The organism is Halalkalibacter oceani (assembly GCF_023715605.1).
In the GTDB taxonomy this organism is placed as follows: Bacteria; Bacillota; Bacilli; order Bacillales; family Bacillaceae_D; genus Halalkalibacter; species Halalkalibacter oceani.
On the sequence record NZ_JAMBOL010000004.1, the window covers coordinates 167,703 to 188,749 of the forward strand.

Genomic DNA, 21,047 nt, shown 5'->3' on the forward strand with positions numbered 1-21,047 from the left:
CTCCTTCTCAATTTTCTCCCGCTGAATATAGATGAAAAAGCTGCCGCGCAAGGTCCAGGAGGAATGCCTTGCACGGCAGCTGCCGGTTTTATCTAGTTAGTCAACGGTTATTCTGGCTTGATTTGATCAGGAATTTCAATTTCCAATTCTTCATAATAGCGTAACGCTCCCGGATGTAGAGGCGCTCTCAGCTCTACAACATCTTCCGGATCGAGCGTGACGGCAGAAACGCCATCCTGGAACGTACTTTTGTTATCATAAATAATTTTTGTTAATTCATAGATAACATCATCAGATACACTCTTCGGTGCAACAAACAGCGACCAGACTGATACGGTTAACGTATCATCCGGTGTTCCTTCATACACGCCCCCCGGAATCGTAATCTGTCCAAGGTACGGATTGGCCTCGATTACTTGCTCCACTTCATCCTGAGCCAATGGAATCAGACGCAACGGCGTTGTGACATCGACTTCTGAGAAGGCAGAGGTCGGGAATGAAGAAACGAGCAGCATCGCGTCTACGCGGCCATCTCTAAACATTGAATTAATATCATCGTTACCAGCATTAATAATTTGATTTGGCTCAATCCCGAGCGTTTCTAAAATCGCTCGTCCGGCGATATCATGCGTTGTATTGGCGCGTGATAAAGCGATGTTTGCTCCTTCCAGGTCGCCCCAGCTTTCAATCGAAGAGTCCGCATTGACAACGAGCTGCAAACCTTGGTTAAAAATCGGCGCAACAGTTCCAAATCCATCCATCCCTTGCTCATAATAAAAATCATATGCTTCAAAGTTTGCTGTCAGGCCAAGCGTCAACTCCCCTTGATGGGCCAGCTGGACGTTCGCCACGCCACCGCCGGTATCTTCCACAGAGGCAGGAATACCAAGCTCCTGATCAATTAACGTTCCCATAACCCCGCCCAATGTATAAAAGGAACCACCAGGGGCGGATGCACCTACGACCATTCTGTCAGGAAATACCGTTTCGCCTTCTCCAGCTTCTTCACCCGATTCATCAGAAGCCTCATTTTCAGCAGCAGGTGCTTCTGCTTCATTTTCATTTGCAGCCTGATCATTTCCGCATGCGGTCATGACGAGCAACATTGCCATCACAAGTAACGTCACAAACAAATACAGTTTACTTTTTTTCATGTTTACTTTACCCCTTTTGCTATGTGTAATTAGGAAACTCTCGGATTAGCAGCTTCCTTGTTGGAACCGGATTTCTGAACAAGCATGTAAATATTTAACCCTGATAGTAAAATCAAACTTAAGCCAATGAAATCAAAGATGTATGACTGATTAATTAATAATAGAGAGCCGGCCAAAAGCAGCAGTCGATTCCAAAGTGGCAAGTAAACTTTGAACCAGCCTTTTAACGCTGCTCCGAATGCCAACACACCGATCACCGCCGTCAGCACACTGACAATAATTTGCGAGACCTCTCCATCCAGCAATAGCGCGGGATTGTAGACAAACATAAACGGGATGATAAAGCCGACCAGTCCTAATTTGAACGCCTGCGTAGCAACAACCATCGGCGAACCTCCCGAAATTCCCGCCGCCGCATGAGCTGCCAACGCAACCGGAGGTGTAATATTTGAAATATTGGCAAAATAAAGCAAGAACAGATGGACTGCCAGCACATCGACTCCCAATGGAAGTAACGCCGTTGGCAAAATCGATGCTGTTACGATATAAGCCCCCGTCGTCGGCATTCCGATTCCCAATACTAAGGCGACAACCGCCGTTAGAATGAGAGAAAGGAACAATACCCCCTGCCCTAGTCCAAGAATAATGGAGGCAAATTGGTGGCCCATGCCCGTCATGCCCAAAATACCGACAATAATTCCCGCAGCCGCTGTCGCTGTCGCAACAGACGCGGTGTTTTTCGCGCCCATTTCCAAGGCAAACACCATATCTTTGATCGACATTCGCGTTTCTTTCTTAATCGCCGGAATGACGATCGCACAGACAATCCCAAGTAACGCCGAACGCAACGGAGAGAGATTAAAACCGATCAACGCCACAATCAGGACGATTAACGGTAGGAGCAAATATCCCTGCTTCCTGAGCAAGGTGCCCAGTTTTGGAATCTCGCTTTTCGGCATTCCTTTTAAATTCGTTCTTCCCGCCTCTAAATCAATCACCCAAAAGACAGAAATATAATACAGCAGCGCCGGAATCAAAGCCGCAAAGACAATCGAGGTATAGCTTACCCCAATCAATTCAACCATGATAAACGCCGAGGCGCCCATCACCGGCGGCAGCAACTGCCCTCCCGTCGAAGCAACGGACTCAACCGCTCCGGCGAAACTCGATTTGTAGCCGCCCCGCTTCATCATCGGGATCGTCATCACGCCGGTACTGACGACATTCGCCACCGGACTTCCGTTGATCGAACCAAACATCGCGCTTGATAACGTCGCGATCTTCGCCGGACCTCCTCTGAACCTGCCGGCAATCGCCAGAGACAATTGCATAATGTAACGGCCTGTCCCGTTGATCTCAAGAAAGGCCCCAAAAATGACGAAAGGCAGCACATACATGATCCCTACCGAAATCGGTATGCCAAAAATACCACTCGTGCTGAAAATAATACTAACCGTCTTTTCATAGGAAAAACCGCTATGCCCGTATGCTCCCGGCAACAGATCGCCGAACAGGGCATATAAAATCGCCAGCACCGCCAAAACAGGAAGTCCATATCCTAATGTTCGTTTTGCCACAACCAGTGTAGCAATAAGCACAATGCTCCCACAGACAATATCCCAGAAAGTAGGCGCGATCCCAATGCGATAAATCATTTCACGGTATTGAAAAAAGACATAAATGCTGGAAGCAATCGTTCCTAGCGTTAATATAATCTCATACAGATTACTTGCTTTTTTCCTAGAGGGCCAATAAAGAAAGGTTAGCACGACCGTTCCTGCCAGGAATGTGCTCCGTAACACGAGCGGATCCACTGTTAAAAGCTGGAGCGCGATAATATGATAGAGCGCAAAAATAACTGCCAGTATCGTGCGAAACTCAACCTTGCGGGTTGCAGGTTTTTCATCAGCTGTTACTTCATTTTCATATGACATCTTTCTCACCCCTCCCCCTGTTCTTTCCCGATCATTAAAGCTTCAATAAATGGTTCTGATACTTACGGGAGTAGAAATCCCACGCTGTATCGTAATATTCACGTTCCTTTGTCCCTTCACTAAAAATGCCATCCGTCTCTTCAACAGGAATAGGGCGAGGTGTTCCGACCTGGTGGGCGATTAATTGCATTTTTGCTGTGTGTTCCAATGCCAATGTGTTCAAGGCCGCTTTTTCGACCGAGCTGCCAACAATGGTCGCCCCATGTGATCGCAAAACAACCGCCATCCGGTTCCCAAGCGTTTCCGCCATGGCCGCAGCCTTTTCCGCTGTATCCACTTGCCCGGAATAATCATGGATTGGAACTTCCGGTGCGAAAATCGTTCCTAAATTATTTACAGGCATAATCGGCACGCCCGAAATACTGAAGCTCGTTGATAAAATCGGATGACAATGGACAATCGCTTCCACTTCCGGACGCCTTTTGTACACCTCCGTATGGATGAAACGTTCTCCGGGGGCTTCTACTTCGCCCGGCAATGTCTCGCCTTCAATGTCCATTGTGACAATATCTTCCTCCGTAACATCAAATAAATTCTTGTTGCTTTCATGCAAATGACCTAAGATCAAGAATTTATCGCTGTTTGGAATTCTGCAGCTAATATGGCCATAAGTCAGTTCAAATACGCCTTCCTCATTTAAAATTTTGATACAGTTCACAATTCTTTTTTTCAAATCTTCGACCGAATCGCGATTCACAAATTGTTCCATTCGACACCCTCCAAATAAATGTATGTGTAGTAGACTGAAAAGAAAAAGACTTCAGATAGCCTTTACCACATTGGACCTTGAGCTCTGCCAGTTTTTCGCTGAGCGGCGGCCCTGTGGACGATCCGTCCGGCTAAGCAACCACCAGCTCACTCCCCTTTACTGTCAACTCCAAAATCCGCTTCTAAAGCGCCACCACCGAAACCCTAAAAGTTTTTCAATAAAATGTTTCAAGGATTTCTTACATGTAGTTTAATATATTCGCCCCCTCCGTTATATGTCTGAATAGACAGAAACACCACGATCATTCTGTAGTATCAAACAACTTCTCCCGCTCAAAAAACAAGCAATTTTTTCACCATAACACACATACCCCTATACAAAATTACTATTGTTAGATAATATAACAATCTTTTATCATTTTCCCTCACCGCCCCCCAAAATCATCCAAGGAAAGGCACCAACCATCATCAATTTCCATTTTGTTAGAAGGAACAAAAAGCGCCTTAATGAAAAAAGAAAAATGCAGTGCTGCCAGAGCAGCACTGCTTTCTTTTGAATTATACATCTCATCGAGTATCAAGAAGCCAGTAGAACATAATAGAACTTGATCGAAATAGTCGCAGCACCTTCGTTCTAGTGATTCCTAGGAAGAACGCCAGAGAGGCTGTCAAGACGACTTATTTCGATCTCTGCACTTATAAAGAGTGCAACTTGAGCATTGTTATGTAACGCAATATAATCTTCAAATTTCAATCCACGCACTCACAAAGAGTGCGATTAACCATCAGGCAAAACGTATTCTTCCGCATCATATTTCAATCCACGCACTCACAAAGAGTGCGATTCTTCAAAAAGCATTAGCATCCTCCTTTCTATTCATTTCAATCCACGCACTCACAAAGAGTGCGATCTGAAGCTCCTGGGCATTCGATTTCATTTCCTCCAATTTCAATCCACGCACTCACAAAGAGTGCGATCCCTATTGGGGTCTGCGTGACTACGGGGTTGATATTTCAATCCACGCACTCACAAAGAGTGCGATTGGTAATTGACCAAGTATTAGTACTACTAACAGATATTTCAATCCACGCACTCACAAAGAGTGCGATAAGAGGTAGAATTGTACACGCTCGAAATCAAGTTATTTCAATCCACGCACTCACAAAGAGTGCGATAACTACTCCTGTGCATCTGCCATTTTTGTGATAAATTTCAATCCACGCACTCACAAAGAGTGCGATGATCGATATGTTTTTAAAGTTACATCATAATTAGTAATTTCAATCCACGCACTCACAAAGAGTGCGATCATATAGAAAAAGATGGAGAAGTGATTGCAAAAGGATTTCAATCCACGCACTCACAAAGAGTGCGATAATTAATAAAACTGAATACAGAATTATTAATGAATTTCAATCCACGCACTCACAAAGAGTGCGATATCGTTAAACGGCAGCAGCGCAAGCAGCCAAAGAATTTCAATCCACGCACTCACAAAGAGTGCGATCACCATGAGCGCGAATACAAGAGGGAGCAAAGCCGATTTCAATCCACGCACTCACAAAGAGTGCGATTCCATTCACTTCACCACCATTTTATAAGGTCTTTATTTCAATCCACGCACTCACAAAGAGTGCGATACTATGTGCATGTTGAATAGTTCTCTAATTAGAATTTCAATCCACGCACTCACAAAGAGTGCGATTTCCATTGTTGCCCTCTTAAACTTAATTTTTCTTTCAATTTCAATCCACGCACTCACAAAGAGTGCGATTTATCAATAGTTACATAATATACAATCTCGTTCGATTTCAATCCACGCACTCACAAAGAGTGCGATGCCAGCGCCTCATCAATCGCCAGCATGTCATCGATCAATTTCAATCCACGCACTCACAAAGAGTGCGATACGAGAACACCTACAACAAAGTGAAGCTGATCCGGATTTCAATCCACGCACTCACAAAGAGTGCGATTCTCGAATGTCGTGTTTCCCCCTTATCTCGCGAAATTTCAATCCACGCACTCACAAAGAGTGCGATGTATTGCTCGCTATGGGGGTCCCATTTCTTGAGATATTTCAATCCACGCACTCACAAAGAGTGCGATGGGAGGTGCATTTGCATGATGGACAAGCCGAACGATTTCAATCCACGCACTCACAAAGAGTGCGATTATGTTGTGTTGGTCGATACGTTCTTTCTCACCCTTATTTCAATCCACGCACTCACAAAGAGTGCGATAAAAAGCTACGGCATTCGGGCTGACCCCTCACAGATTTCAATCCACGCACTCACAAAGAGTGCGATTTATGGGCCTTCTTTTCCGCGTCGATCTTGACCTATTTCAATCCACGCACTCACAAAGAGTGCGATTATTGGCTAGTGTATAGCGTAAATGAAGAAAGAGATTTCAATCCACGCACTCACAAAGAGTGCGATGAAATTCGGCGGTAAGGTCAAGGAGTATTTTGCGATTTCAATCCACGCACTCACAAAGAGTGCGATAGTAGACATTTCTTACGCTTTTTGCGTATCATAAATTTCAATCCACGCACTCACAAAGAGTGCGATCATTTGACGAATGGTCTCATCTGATACTGCATTTATTTCAATCCACGCACTCACAAAGAGTGCGATTTGCTTTATATCGGTTATGGTATATAATTATAAGTAAATTTCAATCCACGCACTCACAAAGAGTGCGATTTTGACGAGCTGGAACGGATACACAATGAAGCTCGATTTCAATCCACGCACTCACAAAGAGTGCGATGGGACGAGGGAGCAGGGCTAGCGGTGACAAGGGAATTTCAATCCACGCACTCACAAAGAGTGCGATCAAAACTCTAAGAGATTTCGTTTTTAATTTTAAGATTTCAATCCACGCACTCACAAAGAGTGCGATTTTTTAGACAGGTCCTAGCAGTAACGGGAGATATATTTCAATCCACGCACTCACAAAGAGTGCGATAAAAGCTAGTTTGGAAGAAGATTAGAGAGCGAAACATTTCAATCCACGCACTCACAAAGAGTGCGATATATGATCAATAGTTTTCAAAAAGAACTTACACTATTTCAATCCACGCACTCACAAAGAGTGCGATGCAAAGAGCGCAATATGTCAGTATGATCGCAGGATTTCAATCCACGCACTCACAAAGAGTGCGATTTCGGAGGTGAAGTAACAATGGCAAATCCAATTCCAATTTCAATCCACGCACTCACAAAGAGTGCGATAGCGAAAATACCTTGATTTCCGGCGCGGTTTCGCCGCAGAACATTAAGACGTCGCTTTGATGGGCTGGTTTTCGTCATTTCCGCGCCGTTTTTTTACATAATATCACATGTTAATTCATATTGTCGTTGATTTTTGGTGCGAACCTCCCAGGGATTTTATGTGTGCTTGGGGTTCGCACTGTTAGAAAATAAGCGGATCTTCTAAATGTAAAGATGGCTTGGCTCCAATGTGTTCGACTTTTGTTTTATAGTTGTTTCCAAGTCGGTAAATGCGCAGGCTGTCTTTTTCTTCATCAATTAAGCTAGTAAGCTCTAATTTCAATGTCGTTAGTTGAGCAGCGTCAATGATGCACTCAAAAACAGAGTTCTGCACACGTTGACCATAGTTTTGGCAGGCTTTGGCTACTTTTCGCAGTCTTTTTGTTCCTCCTGCACTCGATGTTTGGACATCATAGGTAATTAACACGAGCATGTTTTCACCTACTTCCACATGAATGGGGGATATTCGTCCAAGTCTCCACGAAGGAAACGCGCTAATAGCAATGCTTGTGCATAAGGAACAAGCCCCCATGATAATTTTTCTCCTAGATAAGGATGTGTAATCTTATCCTGCTTTTTCGTCTGCCATGCTTTGATAAACGATCGCCTTGCTTCATCGGTCATCAAAACTGCTCCGTTTTCTTTTTGATAAAAGTCTTCTGCGGTCACTTCTTTGCGGTTAATAAGCGCCAAAACAAACCGGTCAGCATAAACCCCTCTCAGTTCCTCCATCAGGTCTAAAGCGAGTGACGCCCGGCCGGGCCGATCTTGATGCATAAAGCCGACATAAGCATCAAGTCCCACCGTTTCAAGAGCAGCTGCTGAATCGTTTGCAAGCAATGTATAAGCAAAAGACAGCATCGCATTCACGTTGTCTTTCGGCGGCCTTCTTGAGCGTCCACGAAAGGCAAAGCTTTCTTTTTGCTGGAGAATCATCTGATCAAACACTTTATTGTAGTGAATTGCCGCTTGTCCTTCCCATCCTCGCAAGCTTTCGAGACTGTCACAGCTGCGGACTTCCTGCAACATAGCAGTCAACAGCTGCGATACAGCTTTAAATTGATCAATATCTACACGAAGCGGGTGGTCTCTCGTCATCCGTTCAAGCATCCATTTATGGTTGTAAATTTTGCCGATGATAAAATTCCGGGCAATTTTTGTTGATTCCTGCTCACTTTCAGAAAGGCGATATTGTGTCTTTCTGAGGACGACATTACCGCGGCTCTCTCCGACCACCCTAGCTAAAAAACGACCACTTTTCGTGAGAAACGTAATCGAAATGTTTCGTTCCGCGCAGTACCCCATTAATGCCGGACTCGCTCCGGTATAGCCGAAGCTGACAATCGCCTCAAAATTGTGGAGGGGAAGCCTGCCGAGCTTTTCCTGCTCTCTGATTAACACAATATTATCTCCATCAAGAGATAAATATGTATCCGGCTGCGTGACATATAACGTATTCAACAGCTTCTTCACTCGTCGAGCCTCCCCTCGATATAGCTTTTCACAGAGCGTTTATTCATCATCTTTGGCAAACAAATATGCTGTAAGGAGCAGCTTTTGCAATGGGGGCCTGTTTTCACTTTAGGCGTATGGCGCTTGTCATAATAATGACGCATTTCTTCGGCCATCTTCGCTACTTTTTCTCTTAAACTGTCGGTAATCGGCACTTCCATGCGATGCTTGATTTCATTATAAAATAAGTATCCCTTTTCAATGTGGCAAACAAGCATTTCCTCCAAACAGATCGCCTGTGCAGTCAATTGAACAATATCTTCGTCACCTTTTTTCGGTTTGCCTCGTTTGTATTCGACAGGGACTGCCTGATAGGTTCCGCTTATGCCTGACAACTCTACACCATCAGGGCTCTCAATAAATTCAACGACATCACAAATACCGCTTATTTGCAGTTTCCTCGATTGAATTGGCATCGCCCGAACGGTCAGCTTAGTTCCACGCTTTTCTTTTATGAACGGTTGATCCGCTTTCCGATGCAAATGCTGGCCCTCAATCGTTCGGACGTTTTCTTCCCACTGCTGTTCGATGTGAATCAGGGCCCACTGCCGCTTACAAAATTGGAAATGCTGCAGCCCCGACAACATCAAATAGTCTTCTTCCTTACTGGCCATCAAGAATCTCTACTTCTAGTCCGTCTAATGGGTAAAGTTCAACAGCATAATCCTCAAAGCTTTTTGGTTCATCTGTTTTTGCTTTCACCTCTAAGGCCCGGTGCACTTTGGCAGATGAATATTGTCCGAGCTTGGACGAGTGCTCCCACCAGTACACTTTATGCACTTCCATGCTTCCGTCCGGCCGAGCGGAGGAGCTGTCATTTTCAAAAAGCGTGATTAACGCCTGCTTGATTTTTTCTGCATCCTCATTGGTAAAACCGGTTTTCTCCGCTAATTGGGTGTTAATACTACCTTTGAAAAGATAGACACCGAAATCAACCCGGTGTTTCATCCCCATCGTGTCGGAGCTTCGTTTATCATTTGTGACAGAATTCACACTTTTTGTAATCTGAGTACTAACAATATCAATTGGGTCAATACTCGTCGCGGTATGAATCGATACAGGCCCGCGGACACCGACAGATAAGTTCGAGCCTTTGAATGCGAATACTTGTCCAAAACTGCGGACATCCATCCATTCTTGACAAGCAATGGCAGCAAATTCATCAGCGGAAGCATTTTTCGCTTTCAGCATCTTCTCCAATTCCGGATGAGCATCTGCTCGCTCCCGTAGACTTTTATATGCATCTATTTTTTTATCATCGGATTGAACAAAAATAGATTCACCCATGTCTAACAAACGATTGCGAATTTTTCGTTTGAGGGCAACGTCAGAAATTTCCCCATATCCGTCATAGTTTTGTCGTGGTCGATTTCCGTTAAGTGGATCCCCATTTGGATTCGCCTTTGAAACAGACAGGATAACAGCAAAGTCAATTTTATGGTCTAATGTAGTCATTCGTTTGTTACCTCCTCTTTTTTCTTATAAAGCTCACGACGCTGACTGTAAAAGCCGAGCAAATATTTTTCTGTCAATGGGGCATTATTAAAATCTTCTATCTGGAATTGATCACTAATTTCATCAATTAATTTTGATAAATACGTTGCTTTTGTCCCAAGCCTTGCTTGATATGGCTGCAGACTTTCCTGAATCGTTTTCCATGTCCGCGCCGGATTTTTGGCATAAGAGTTCATATAACGGATCGCATTTGTAGCTCTCGTTTCGTCCTTTCCCAGAGCCCCTCTTTCCAACACATCGGCTACCGCTAATAAACGCCCAAATAAATAACTGCGGTCTGTTGAGCTTTGATCAAGTGACACATCGCATTCCTCCTTCTTATCAACAAGCATTTTTCTAATTAAGGCACATGTAATGCTTACTGTTTTTTCCCATTCCCAGCGCTCCATTGACACTGGATTCGAGGCCCGCTGAAACGCACTTCTTACTATATCTTTAGGAATTTGGCGCTTATCAACAATGCAGGGAAGCATTCGTTCCATCAATCCCTTTACGACCTTTTCACTGGCCCGAGGTCCATAAGCAGCAAAAGCGATATCCTTCGTCGCCGGCGCGCCGTAAAAGGAAACAAATTCGTTTTCTTCCCTTCGATATCGATGCTCCCACGCACACGATTCATGCCACTCTTCCAAACGATGTAAATAGAGCTCTTTATTCATATTGCGATAGTAAAGAACAGCCATTCTTCCAGTCGTGGCTGAATCAAGCACAAGAATGTTCACTTCCGGCTGATAGTGTAAATCATTTTTATAACCACTGATGGCTTTTTTTACTTCTCCTGCAAAAATTTGTCCGGTGTCTGGCTCTCTCTCGAATTCCCTGTTAGCATGCTTCATAATGTCAAACCCATCTTCATTCGGATTGGGGACCGGGCTGTCATCATGACTCCAAACAAGAAAGACACGATCATCAATCGTTTTACCTTGGCGATGAATCAACCATTTTAAAGCGTTATGAGCCTTTTGCGAAACCTCATAGCTGATTCCGACCGCTTCCTGACTTGTTTTAAAGCGCCCACGGAAAGTAAATCCTGTGCTATCATTAGCTGAGATTAATTTCGCTTTGTCTGCCGCATGGCGAATTTTATTCGCATGACGCTCTGTGCCCGGACGTCTCTCTCCTGTCACATAACAAATATCATCCTGACCTAGCTTGTCATTGTAAAAAGCGATAAATGATTTGTACATTTCTTGATCTTTCCAGACGTCATCAAATGATTCAGGATGAAAAACATTGAATCGTACAAACGCACTAAATTGATCAGTAGTCCCACTGGAGAAAATAGTTGGCTTTTCGCCTAGCGTCTCTTCATATTTTTTGTCCCACTTCTCAATCAATTGTTCGTTCTCATCAAGCCAAAGCACTCCTTCACTTACCAGGTCTTCTATCAACCGTCCTTTTTTCAAGTAGGTATAGATGCACTTCACCTTTTCTGTCGCATACGGCGACTCTGCCCATTCCTTTAAATTTTTTATATACGTGTCAAAAGGGACTTCGTCTTGGTTTTTGATCTTCCCTCCATATTTCACATAATCACCAGCGACATAACTCAATTTGTCATGTAACGGATACGGAGCCACTTTCGAGCCTGACCGACTGGCGGCTTCCTCTGTACATGGGATTAACGTACTTTGTTTCTTTAACGGCCTCGCGCTTGAAAAATCACCATCTTCATCAATCGTCACTTCAATATGGGCATTTTGCGTCGTATGCGAAATCGGCAACAGCGTATATTCCCGATCCTCGCCCTTTATCACCGTTTTTCCTACTTGCTCAAGATTTTCTTCGTACGTTTTATACAACTGCAACAACCAGCTCATCTCATTCACCCCCTAAATCATTCAGCAGTTGTTCAGCCGTTTGAATACTGTCTGGATTAAATTCCTTTGGTTCCATCTCTTTAATCGGGCGAACCATCGTGCATTCTTCCGGTCTCGGGAAACGAAGATAACCATTCTCCATCACTGCAGACCACAATCGTACATCAAGCTGATTCTGTCCCGTCTCGTCGGGGTAATTGAATCCATGAACCATCGTTCCTAAATGATACTGCCCTTGCTTATCATAAAAGCCTTCTCCACTGCCAAACTCGCACGGAGCGACATACCCTTGGCATTCTCTCGCTCCAAGGAAAATATCTCTGCGCCCTCCAGCCTCTAAAGAACGCTTAAGAATGCTGTAATGCTTTCCTTCATTCCGGTCGAACTCCAAGTCGGGGCGGTTCAGGTTGAATTCGAAATGGGCCCGTATTTGGTAGTGTACATCCTTCAAGTACGTATAATGGGCAAGTGTATTTCCTCCGCCGTATTCAATCGGCCGCACTCCTTTTGACTCCATTTGAATCGGTTTCATCACCCGAAGCTCATCAATAACAAACATGATTGTTGGCTTCCAGTAAACACTTTCGACTATTCCTTTAAGCGCTTGGTAGGTAGGCACACTATAAGAGAGCTTCTCACCGCCAATTTTCGTCAGCGGATCGGTGAACAGCGCATAATCACCAAACAGCTCAAATTCGATTTCATTTTTGTATTTCATAGATTGGATTCACCTCCTTTCAGGTGATCAATGGATTTATAAAAATTCTTATTGATCTTAAGACTTATTTTTTAAAATCCAAACATCTTGCCTTAATTGGCTAACTTCCTCTTGAAGCTTTTTTAGTTCTTGTTCAAGCATTTTTATCTTTCTCTTAAGATGAGAAATAACCAATCCCTCCTTATAAGAAAAGTCAGAAATTTTTAAACTTTTTAAAATCATAGCTAATTTATAAAGTATTGTCAATCCTTCAATCATCAAAATGGATGAAGATTCATCTATTTTGATGATTGAAGTTATGAGTAGCTGACTTTAGAAATTAAAAATGATATACTTAGTTTCATCGCTTATTTAAAGCGCGGATTGAAATATCCATTTTGAGGGTTGGAAACCTATCTAGTGACGTAGATAGGTTTTTAATTCAAAACGACGCAAACTCCATTTCTCCTTCTCCTTGCAAGTCAACGCCATAGTCCTTGCTATACCAGCCTTCCTTCAATTCGTAAATCATTCCATCGAAATGGGCAACGATAGCTTTCTCGTTCTGTAACTGATTAAATTCGTTCGAATAAAGATTGACGGTATACTGCTGGGCCTTCTTCAATAATCCCGTACTATCGTCAATCCAGTCATCGCTGTTTAATTGCGCGATAACCTCTCTTCCTTCTCCAAAAGGAACAATCACTGAAATCGTATTTTGTTCAATCACCCGAAAATATTCTGCAGCCGTTTTGTTACTTCCATTTAGACATAGAGGGAAGATGGTCCCTTGTTTCTTTTGATAATACGTGACGTAGCTATTTTCTCGATGCAATGCCATCAACAGCTTTGTCATTTCTTTATCCACTTCTTTTACGTAATAATTTAAGTTCGCATCCATCACCCGGTAATAGTTAAGAAAATATGCACGCATCGCTTCTTGCGAAAGTAAATTTCCTTCATATTCATCTGGTTTCTTTTTAAACCGTGCGAGAATATTGGTGGTAATCCCTTTACCAACCTCTATCTCCTTCAACTTCGATAAGTTCTCCTCCGCATGATCAATAACGTAGACATTACCTAGTGGATCTTTCCCGTGTCGGTTGCACCTGCCTGCGGCTTGAGCGATGGAGTCAAGACCGGCGAGAGAGCGAATAACACGTTTAAAGCTGATGTCCACACCGGCTTCAATTAATTGAGTCGTAACACAAATGAATGGAATTTCCTTCTCAAGCATGCCTTTAATTTTATCAAGCTGCTCTTTCCGGTGTGCCGCGCACATTGAGGTACTTAAATGAAAGACGGGTACCGTACTGTCTTTAAGTAACTGAAAAAGTCTTTTTACAGCCGATTTTGTGTTCAAAATAACAAGGACATTTCTCCATTCCTCAATCTCTTCGTTTATCCAACCGGCCAACTCTTCGGATCCAATCGGCTTTGCACTTTTATCAACGATGTCAACCCGTTTGAACGCCGCTGTTACCTCGCCAAGATTTCGCACGATCTCGCCATCACGCTCTTTCAAAAGGCTGTGCTTTACCTTTTCAAGCGTTGGCTGTGTTGCCGTACATAAGAGGATACTGCAATGTGCAAAATTCTTAAGAAAATTAAGCGCTTCGTTAAAAAGAGAGACACACTTTGTCGGCACCTTCTGGACTTCATCAAAAATAATGACCGAATGGCTTACGTTATGGAGACGCCTTGTGTTGCGATTCCCCTTTGCATAAAACACATTTAGGAATTGGACAAGGGTCGTAAAAATAAGAGGACGATCCCAATTGTCACGGGCAAGCTTCAGCTTTTCTTTTTTTGTAAGGAAACCGTCATCTGGTTCATCGCCGAGCTCCTCTTCTTTTACTTCCTCCTCGATGACATTTGAATGATGTTCTAAAACACGGTCATCATCTTCTAAAATATCGCGAACCTCTTGTGCATTCTGCTCAATAATCGTTGTAAAGGGAACGATATAAATAATGCGCTGCTTGTCAAATTGTTGGGCATGTTTTAACGCGTAGCGCAGACTGGCAAGCGTCTTCCCCCCTCCAGTCGGAATTGATAATGTATAGATGCCGGATGGCTTCTCCGCAAATTGTTCACACTGTTCAGACATCTCAGAGCGTAATACATTAATTGGTTTATCGCCATCCTCTTTTTTTAAGCTGGCTAGATGGTGTAGTAATTTTTTATGATAAGCTTCGAATAATTGCTTGTATTTAATCGGCTCCTCTTCCTTAGCTTCAGTCTCAAAGAGTCGCGTGTTCGTCCGGTCCGCATCAATTAAACAACTGAAAATAAATTTTGTCAGGAAAAAGCTTTGGGTAGGGTCCATGATCATAAATTGCTTTAATTCATCAAGCGCAATAGCGACATATTGTTTGAAGTCTGTTTCTGTGATCATGTCTGTAAAAAAACGTTCAACCGCCAACTCGTATTCGGGCAGGTTTTTTTCTTTTATTCGCTTTAAAAAGTCTGATTCGATTTTTGGAGAAATATAATCTTGGAGGTTTGCATGATGTGAAATAATGGCATTACCGACAATTTCAGCAAGCAATTTCTCGTGTGGTGTATTCCTTTCATTATGATAAAACTCAAACAGCAACCGGCCACCTGCCGTAGCATGATCAACCTCCCCGCGCTTGAACTCAGCTTTATCGGGCTCCCAAACAGCCTGATAAAGGTATCGTTGAAACCGATCACTATATTTCCCTAAATCATGAAGCATTCCAGCAAGGCCGGCTACATGCGCTAACCCAAGCTTCGCGCCGAAGCTCTCGCACAACTTCCTAACACCAAGTAAATGATCCCGTAGCAACTGCTCTGCTTTGTCCCTCTCCCGAACATGCGCAATATACATGACAGCCTCCTACTCCTATTACTTATTAAGAATATTTTACCATATATTTTTTCCTAAGACATCAAAAATTAGATAATATTCTATCTTTTTCTATTCTTTTCCCCATATCAAAAGACCTGTCTTTCACTAAAACCTCTACCATCAAGGAAAGTGATAGAAAACAAAATCGCTAAAATCCCTTATTTCAAGGTAAAAACAGCATACCGAGCGCAATGAATAAATTAGGTTGACAAATAAGATTACAAATGTAATATTTAATGGCGTACCTGCTTTTCAGAGCTACAAACCATTCGAAAAAGGAGAGCTGAAAATGAAAATGACAAAAATAGCAACGGTGATCGGGATAGGAGCTTTATGCTTGTTTGGATGTTCGCAGAACAATGAGCAAGCAGCTCCGAGCCAGCCGAAGCCTGAGAAATCCGAAAGTTCGATGGAAGATATTTTTACTCAGTTCGAAGAAGAGTATGAGGCCCGCCTTGGCATCTATGCATTAGATACGGCTACAGGAGAGACCGTGGCCTATCGGTCGGAGGAACGTTTTATTTACGCTTCTGCCCATAAACCGCTTGCAGTCGGCGTCCTCCTCCAGCAAAAATCGATTGAGGAATTGGATGAACTGATTACATACTCACCTGATGATTTAGTAAACTACAATCCAATTACTGAAGATCATGTCGAGTCCGGGATGACCTTAAAAGAGCTGAGCGATGCTTCCATTCGCTACAGTGATAACACCGCCGCCAATTTAATTTTTCATGAAATCGGCGGACCAGAAGGCTTTAAGGAAGGACTTCGCGCGGTCGGGGATCATGTAACCGAGCCGGAAAATATTGAGCCAGAACTAAATCATGTAGAACCAGGTGAAACACGAGATACAAGCACACCAGAAGCATTAGCGACAAGCTTACAGGAATTCGCCCTCGGCGATGCCCTCCCCGCCGAGAAACAAGATCTGCTCATCGACTGGCTCAAGCGAAACACAACCGGCGATGCCCTCATCCGCGCAGGCGTGCCAGAGGGCTGGGAAATCGGCGACAAAACCGGAGCCGGCGCTTACGGCACCCGAAATGACATCGCCATCATCTGGCCACCCGACCAAGAGCCAATCATCCTTGCGATACTTTCCAGTAAAGACGAACAAGACGCGGCATACGATGACGAGTTAATCGCCAGAGCGACTGAGGAAGTGATGAAACTACTTATTAAGACGGATTATTAGTACTCAAGGGAAAAGCGATCTCATAAATGAGAGAAAAGTCATGTATGACTATGAATCTTGCATGACTTTTTCTTAATCTTGGATAGCTAAACTAGAAAGGCCTTGATGATGCACCTTACCTCTATCCTGTTCTTACATTCTAAAGTATTGCAAATCGACGCACTCACTTGGAGTGCGACGCTTCTTTTAATTTCTCCTGCGCAATTTCCTCTACATTATTTCAATCCACGCACTCACTTGGAGAGCGGGCAATTTGAGCTTATATATATCAGGGCTTGATAAGCTTAAAAGTGCGAACCTACCTATTTCTAGATCACCATATTTAGTTAATTATTTCACCATTTTTGAAGAATCCATGTGTAGCAAGGGGTGCGAACCTACCAGAAATTTTATGTGAGCTTGGGGTTCGCACCGTACCCTTATTTTTATTTTATCTCTAGCGAATAGCCCGTTTCATCCAGTAGTCCTTTATTTATTTGCTCAACTTCTTCAGGGTCTGGTGTATAGCCAACTTTTACTCCAAGACAGGCACGGTCCACATGTATGGAAGGTGTCTTTTTTAGTAACCATGATTCCGGGATCAGTTTCAAGGCTCGATGTAAAATCTCATTTTGCTTGGGCGCCTTAGCGTATGTCACAGGGAATCCCGTTCGATAAGACAGCTCCTCTAAATCTACCTCATGCCTAGCAGCAACCTCTGGTGAAATAAAATGCACTTCTAGTATTGTCTCTGGGCCTTGACCCTTAAAGCTAATTTTATACACTTTGATTCCTCTTTGCTCAGCCCAGCGCTTGGTTTCCTCAATCGCTTGGTTGTTCTCCATTCGTTTCGATGGAGTATTTGGGAGGAAAACAGCAGTTGACGTACTCAAGCTGGCTTTATTACGCCCTTTTTCCTCTAAAGTAAAACCTGTTCTACGGAAAAATTCCTCTTGTATGCGCTCTATCTCCACATCGATAGAAAAAGTAACGATAAACTTTTTCTCCTGTAAAAGGATAGAAGTTTGACTAATATCCGCTCCAACAGTTAGCTCTGAAACCACTTGAGGCAAAAGATCCTGCCTTACTGAGTCAGATATAACGATGCTCCAGCCAGTTTTGGATTCGAATTCTTCACATAGCTTCTTTTGTTCAAGTTGGGATATAGCGTCGGGAAAAGCAAAATAAAGCGTAAGGCGTTCCTCCTCTGTCCCAAGGTCATCCATACCACAACGGATAAAGCCTTTATGCTCACGTAATTCAGCCTTGATCAGTTCCAGCGCTTTTGTTCCGTTCATTTTTCTTCCCTGAACAGGTAACTCTCCCTTTGCTGCTGCATGGATAAAATCATCGACTATTCTGTATTGAATCACGCCGTCTGTCCCAACTCGCTTGTGTTGTTCGTCTATTGTCTGCAAGCACAAAGTTAAAGCAAGCCGCTCCTCCATAGAATCCTCTTGTTGTACACGGTTGTAAAGCCCCTCAAACGTATACGTTCCTTCCTCTACTTTTTCCCATCGTAACGCTGTGATTATTGGGAGACTAAACTCCAGTACTTTGTTCAAACGCAAGCTAATTTCTTCCATCATTCTTGTTGTTTTGCCTAAGGCCTGAATCACTTGACTTGTGTATAGTCTTATCGTTTTCCCCTTTAAGGTTTGTCCAAAAATAATGCCTGATTTGACGTTAACTCCTGTACATAAAGCTACTTTACTTTTCTCGTCATCCTCCTGCTTGTAGACTAAAAACTGACCTTGCCACTGACATATTTTTTCCTGCTCTCTATTGATGACCGATCGCTTTTTTTTCTCTTTTCTTTTTTCTCTTTTTATATCAAAGGTATAGGTTTGTCCATTTTCTACGGTTATCGGGTTGTACCGATCATTCAACATGCTTTGAAGCGTTAAGCGAGCATCATCATCGCCGTGGACAAGGAGAGTATGAGCAGGGGCCAGCTTTTGAATAAACATAGTCATTTCATGGGCGTCAGCGTGAGCCGACAGGCCATATTTTCCGATCTGTGCTTTTACCTGATACACACTGCCATTAATCGTCAGCTCATTCTTTAGTCCTTCAGCTACATGAAGCAACGCCTGCCCTGGACTTTCTTCATCCTGGTAGCCCGTTAGCAGAATTGCATTTTTTTCGCTGCTGACTAGCCTTTCTGCGTACCAACTGCTTGCCCCGCCTGTTAACATCCCGGAGGAAGCCACGATACAGGCTGGTTTGCCCTGTATAATCCGTTCTCTGTCCTTGGCTTGGACCGCATGACAACGTCCTTCCTTTAAAAACACGTCTCCCTCGCGATTGATTCTATGAGCTAAGACTCCCTTTAGGTACTGTGGGTACTGCTTGTACACACCACTGATTGGGGTAACTAATCCGTCAACGTAAATAGGAAACTCTGGAATAAGCCCTCTATCCATATAATCTTGCAGAATAAGGAGTACTTCTTGGGCACGTCCCAAAGCGAAAGCAGGCACCAAAGCAAACCCACCATTACCAATGACTTCTGCGACATGATCGACCAGGCGTTTCTCTTCTGTATGACGATCAACATGAGTCCGATTCCCATACGTTGACTCCATCACAACAACATCCGGTTGAAGGGTGTGAGTAACTTTGGCGCCAGTAATCGTTCTCCCATCCTTAAAGCTTATATCTCCCGTAATTAAAAGCTCAGCCTGCCTGCTCTGGAACAGAAACATCACTGCACCCAAGATATGCCCTGCCTGAAAGACTTGGATATCAAGCTCCCCAATTCGTAAACAATCACTTGCTGGAATCGTTAGCATGGCATCAAGCAATCTCTCCACTTGTTCAAAGCTGTATGGGGGTACGCTGGATTCGGCCTGGCTTTTTTGCTCTATGATTTTCAGAGAATCCTTCATCATGATTCTCATTAATGCTATGGTCGGAGCCGTGGCATAGACGGGAACTTCGGGAAAAAGGGCATGGACTAGCGGGAGAGCGCCTATATGATCCGCATGAGCGTGGGTGACCAAAATAGCTTTTGGTCGTGACAGTTCTTCGAGCAGCCCTAAGGCTGGAAGCAAATGCTCTCCATGTATTCTCATTCCCGCATCAATTAGAACGGCCGTCCCCTCGATTTCTACATGTAAGCAAGATGCTCCAATCTCATTTCCGCCTCCGAGGACAGTAATTCGCATATTTCTTCACCCAAATCTATTAAAAATGATTATAACGATCATACTACATTTTCGTTTATTCGTAATCTTTGTTGACAACCCATACGATTTCTCGCTTGCAGCAATTAATAGGTCCTAGCCAGTTTACTATAACATTTTTTTGGGGAGCGCGGGTGTGATAGTGCACCGATCCACCCACTGAAAGAAATGTACCTTTAAAATTTCAATTTACCCCTTACGTGGAGTCCGACTTGATCCGAAACAGCTCACGCCGATCATGAGCCGCATTTCAAATCCACGCACTCATATAGAGTGCGATTTTTATATACCATTATTACACAGGATAGTCAGAATTTCAATCCACGCATTCATATAGAATGCGATCTCGCGAAACTACAAGGCTTCGGCACTCTTACCGAAATTTCAATCCACGCATTCATATAGAATGCGATATCAATCATAGTACAATTATAATCAACTCAAACTTCGCACCTAAATAATTAGATGAGGTTGTTGATTTTGTTTGGGTTCTCCCTATTTCAATAGGAGCCTTGACATTATGCTTCATAAATACAAAAAACACCTCATTCTTTGGTATAGTGGATTTGTCGAGAATACACTACCAACAGAAGAGGTGCTTCTATATGATAGAGCATAATGATCAAAAGAATCAACTATCAAAAGAATTGAAAAACGCATTTAGTGAATTAGGGATGTTTAAGCATCTCCGAAAAGCTGGCATTACGAAGAAATTTGGATTCCCAGCTTCCTATTTGTTTCAACTCATATTCTGCTTAATCTTTCATCATAAGAGCTGGTATACCCTATTAAAATCAAAGAAGGGTGACAGTTATCCAGCTAAGGACGCAGTTTATCGCTTTATGAATCATTCTAAGTTTGCTTGGCGTCGTTTTCTAACGTTTCTAAGCGCTCAGGCGGTTCAAAAAGTCGATGGGCTTACAGATGAAAAACGTCCAAAAGCATTGATTATCGATGATTCTATGTTTGATCGCAACCGCAGTAAAAAGGTTGAGCTTCTTGCTCGTTGTATGGATCATTCTTCATTGAAGAACCGTTTCTATAAAGGGTTTCGTATGCTTACCCTTGGTTGGTCGGATGGCTGTACGTTCATGCCTCTGGATTTTACGTTGTTAAGCTCCACCAACG

13 protein-coding genes and 1 CRISPR repeat array are annotated in these 21,047 nt (G+C 43.3%); of the genes, 2 read left to right on the top strand and 11 right to left on the bottom strand.

Features of this window, described 5'->3' with window-relative positions:
• Nucleotides 1-107: 107 nt before the first annotated feature.
• The 10 genes from M3202_RS07810 to cas3 all read right to left on the bottom strand — a co-directional run bounded on the left by M3202_RS07810 (nucleotide 108) and on the right by cas3 (nucleotide 15,533).
• Nucleotides 108-1,154, bottom strand: coding sequence for a TAXI family TRAP transporter solute-binding subunit (locus tag M3202_RS07810; protein ID WP_251222787.1), 1,047 nt, complete (start codon nucleotides 1,152-1,154; stop codon nucleotides 108-110).
• A gap of 29 nt (nucleotides 1,155-1,183) precedes the next feature.
• Entirely contained in the window at nucleotides 1,184-3,088 is a 1,905-nt protein-coding gene (locus tag M3202_RS07815; RefSeq protein ID WP_251222788.1) for a TRAP transporter permease, read from the bottom strand.
• A 34-nt stretch (nucleotides 3,089-3,122) separates the two neighbouring features.
• Nucleotides 3,123-3,857: a class II aldolase/adducin family protein gene (locus tag M3202_RS07820; RefSeq protein WP_251222789.1), complete on the bottom strand. Its 735-nt coding sequence runs from the start codon at nucleotides 3,855-3,857 to the stop codon at nucleotides 3,123-3,125.
• 746 nt (nucleotides 3,858-4,603) lie between these two features.
• A CRISPR array of direct repeats spans nucleotides 4,604-7,096; the repeat unit is 32 nt; unit sequence ATTTCAATCCACGCACTCACAAAGAGTGCGAT.
• Between the two features lie 181 nt (nucleotides 7,097-7,277).
• Nucleotides 7,278-7,568 (bottom strand): CRISPR-associated endonuclease Cas2, encoded by a 291-nt coding sequence (cas2, locus tag M3202_RS07825; protein WP_251222790.1) that lies wholly within the window; start codon nucleotides 7,566-7,568, stop codon nucleotides 7,278-7,280.
• An 8-nt stretch (nucleotides 7,569-7,576) separates the two neighbouring features.
• On the bottom strand, nucleotides 7,577-8,608 hold the full coding sequence (gene cas1c / locus M3202_RS07830; protein ID WP_251222791.1) for a type I-C CRISPR-associated endonuclease Cas1c: 1,032 nt from the start codon (nucleotides 8,606-8,608) through the stop codon (nucleotides 7,577-7,579).
• Nucleotides 8,605-9,261 (bottom strand): CRISPR-associated protein Cas4, encoded by a 657-nt coding sequence (cas4, locus tag M3202_RS07835; protein WP_251222792.1) that lies wholly within the window; start codon nucleotides 9,259-9,261, stop codon nucleotides 8,605-8,607. Before cas4 ends, cas1c begins: the two co-directional genes overlap by 4 nt.
• Nucleotides 9,251-10,102, bottom strand: a complete 852-nt coding sequence (gene cas7c / locus M3202_RS07840; protein WP_251222793.1) for a type I-C CRISPR-associated protein Cas7/Csd2 — start codon at nucleotides 10,100-10,102, stop codon at nucleotides 9,251-9,253. The genes cas4 and cas7c overlap by 11 nt, the downstream gene beginning before the upstream one ends.
• Complete coding sequence (gene cas8c / locus M3202_RS07845) at nucleotides 10,099-11,982, bottom strand: type I-C CRISPR-associated protein Cas8c/Csd1 (RefSeq protein WP_251222794.1); 1,884 nt, start codon at nucleotides 11,980-11,982, stop codon at nucleotides 10,099-10,101. Before cas8c ends, cas7c begins: the two co-directional genes overlap by 4 nt.
• A 1-nt stretch (nucleotide 11,983) precedes the next feature.
• Nucleotides 11,984-12,700 carry a type I-C CRISPR-associated protein Cas5c gene (gene cas5c, locus M3202_RS07850; protein WP_251222795.1) on the bottom strand — a complete coding sequence of 239 codons (717 nt, stop codon included), beginning with the start codon at nucleotides 12,698-12,700 and terminating at the stop codon, nucleotides 11,984-11,986.
• 421 nt (nucleotides 12,701-13,121) lie between these two features.
• Nucleotides 13,122-15,533, bottom strand: coding sequence for a CRISPR-associated helicase Cas3' (gene cas3 / locus M3202_RS07855; RefSeq protein ID WP_251222796.1), 2,412 nt, complete (start codon nucleotides 15,531-15,533; stop codon nucleotides 13,122-13,124).
• A gap of 310 nt (nucleotides 15,534-15,843) precedes the next feature.
• On the opposite strand from cas3, the gene bla reads away from it, so the two are divergent.
• Complete coding sequence (bla, locus tag M3202_RS07860; RefSeq protein WP_251222797.1) at nucleotides 15,844-16,752, top strand: class A beta-lactamase; 909 nt, start codon at nucleotides 15,844-15,846, stop codon at nucleotides 16,750-16,752.
• A 425-nt stretch (nucleotides 16,753-17,177) separates the two neighbouring features.
• On the opposite strand, the gene M3202_RS07865 is transcribed toward bla, so the two are convergent.
• Entirely contained in the window at nucleotides 17,178-19,901 is a 2,724-nt protein-coding gene (locus tag M3202_RS07865; protein WP_251222798.1) for an MBL fold metallo-hydrolase, read from the bottom strand.
• A 623-nt stretch (nucleotides 19,902-20,524) separates the two neighbouring features.
• On the opposite strand from M3202_RS07865, the gene M3202_RS07870 reads away from it, so the two are divergent.
• A partial coding sequence (locus tag M3202_RS07870) for a transposase (RefSeq protein ID WP_251222799.1) occupies nucleotides 20,525-21,047 on the top strand: 523 nt, incomplete at its 3' end.

Coding starts and splice junctions, on each gene's coding strand:
- M3202_RS07865 (WP_251222798.1), bottom strand. CDS start 19,901: ATGCGAATTACTGTCCTCGGAGGCGGAAATGAGATTGGAGCATCTTGC.
- M3202_RS07810 (WP_251222787.1), bottom strand. CDS start 1,154: ATGAAAAAAAGTAAACTGTATTTGTTTGTGACGTTACTTGTGATGGCA.
- cas3 (WP_251222796.1), bottom strand. CDS start 15,533: ATGTATATTGCGCATGTTCGGGAGAGGGACAAAGCAGAGCAGTTGCTA.
- cas2 (WP_251222790.1), bottom strand. CDS start 7,568: ATGCTCGTGTTAATTACCTATGATGTCCAAACATCGAGTGCAGGAGGA.
- M3202_RS07820 (WP_251222789.1), bottom strand. CDS start 3,857: ATGGAACAATTTGTGAATCGCGATTCGGTCGAAGATTTGAAAAAAAGA.
- cas8c (WP_251222794.1), bottom strand. CDS start 11,982: ATGAGCTGGTTGTTGCAGTTGTATAAAACGTACGAAGAAAATCTTGAG.
- M3202_RS07815 (WP_251222788.1), bottom strand. CDS start 3,088: ATGTCATATGAAAATGAAGTAACAGCTGATGAAAAACCTGCAACCCGC.
- cas7c (WP_251222793.1), bottom strand. CDS start 10,102: ATGACTACATTAGACCATAAAATTGACTTTGCTGTTATCCTGTCTGTT.
- cas4 (WP_251222792.1), bottom strand. CDS start 9,261: ATGGCCAGTAAGGAAGAAGACTATTTGATGTTGTCGGGGCTGCAGCAT.
- cas5c (WP_251222795.1), bottom strand. CDS start 12,700: ATGAAATACAAAAATGAAATCGAATTTGAGCTGTTTGGTGATTATGCG.
- bla (WP_251222797.1), top strand. CDS start 15,844: ATGAAAATGACAAAAATAGCAACGGTGATCGGGATAGGAGCTTTATGC.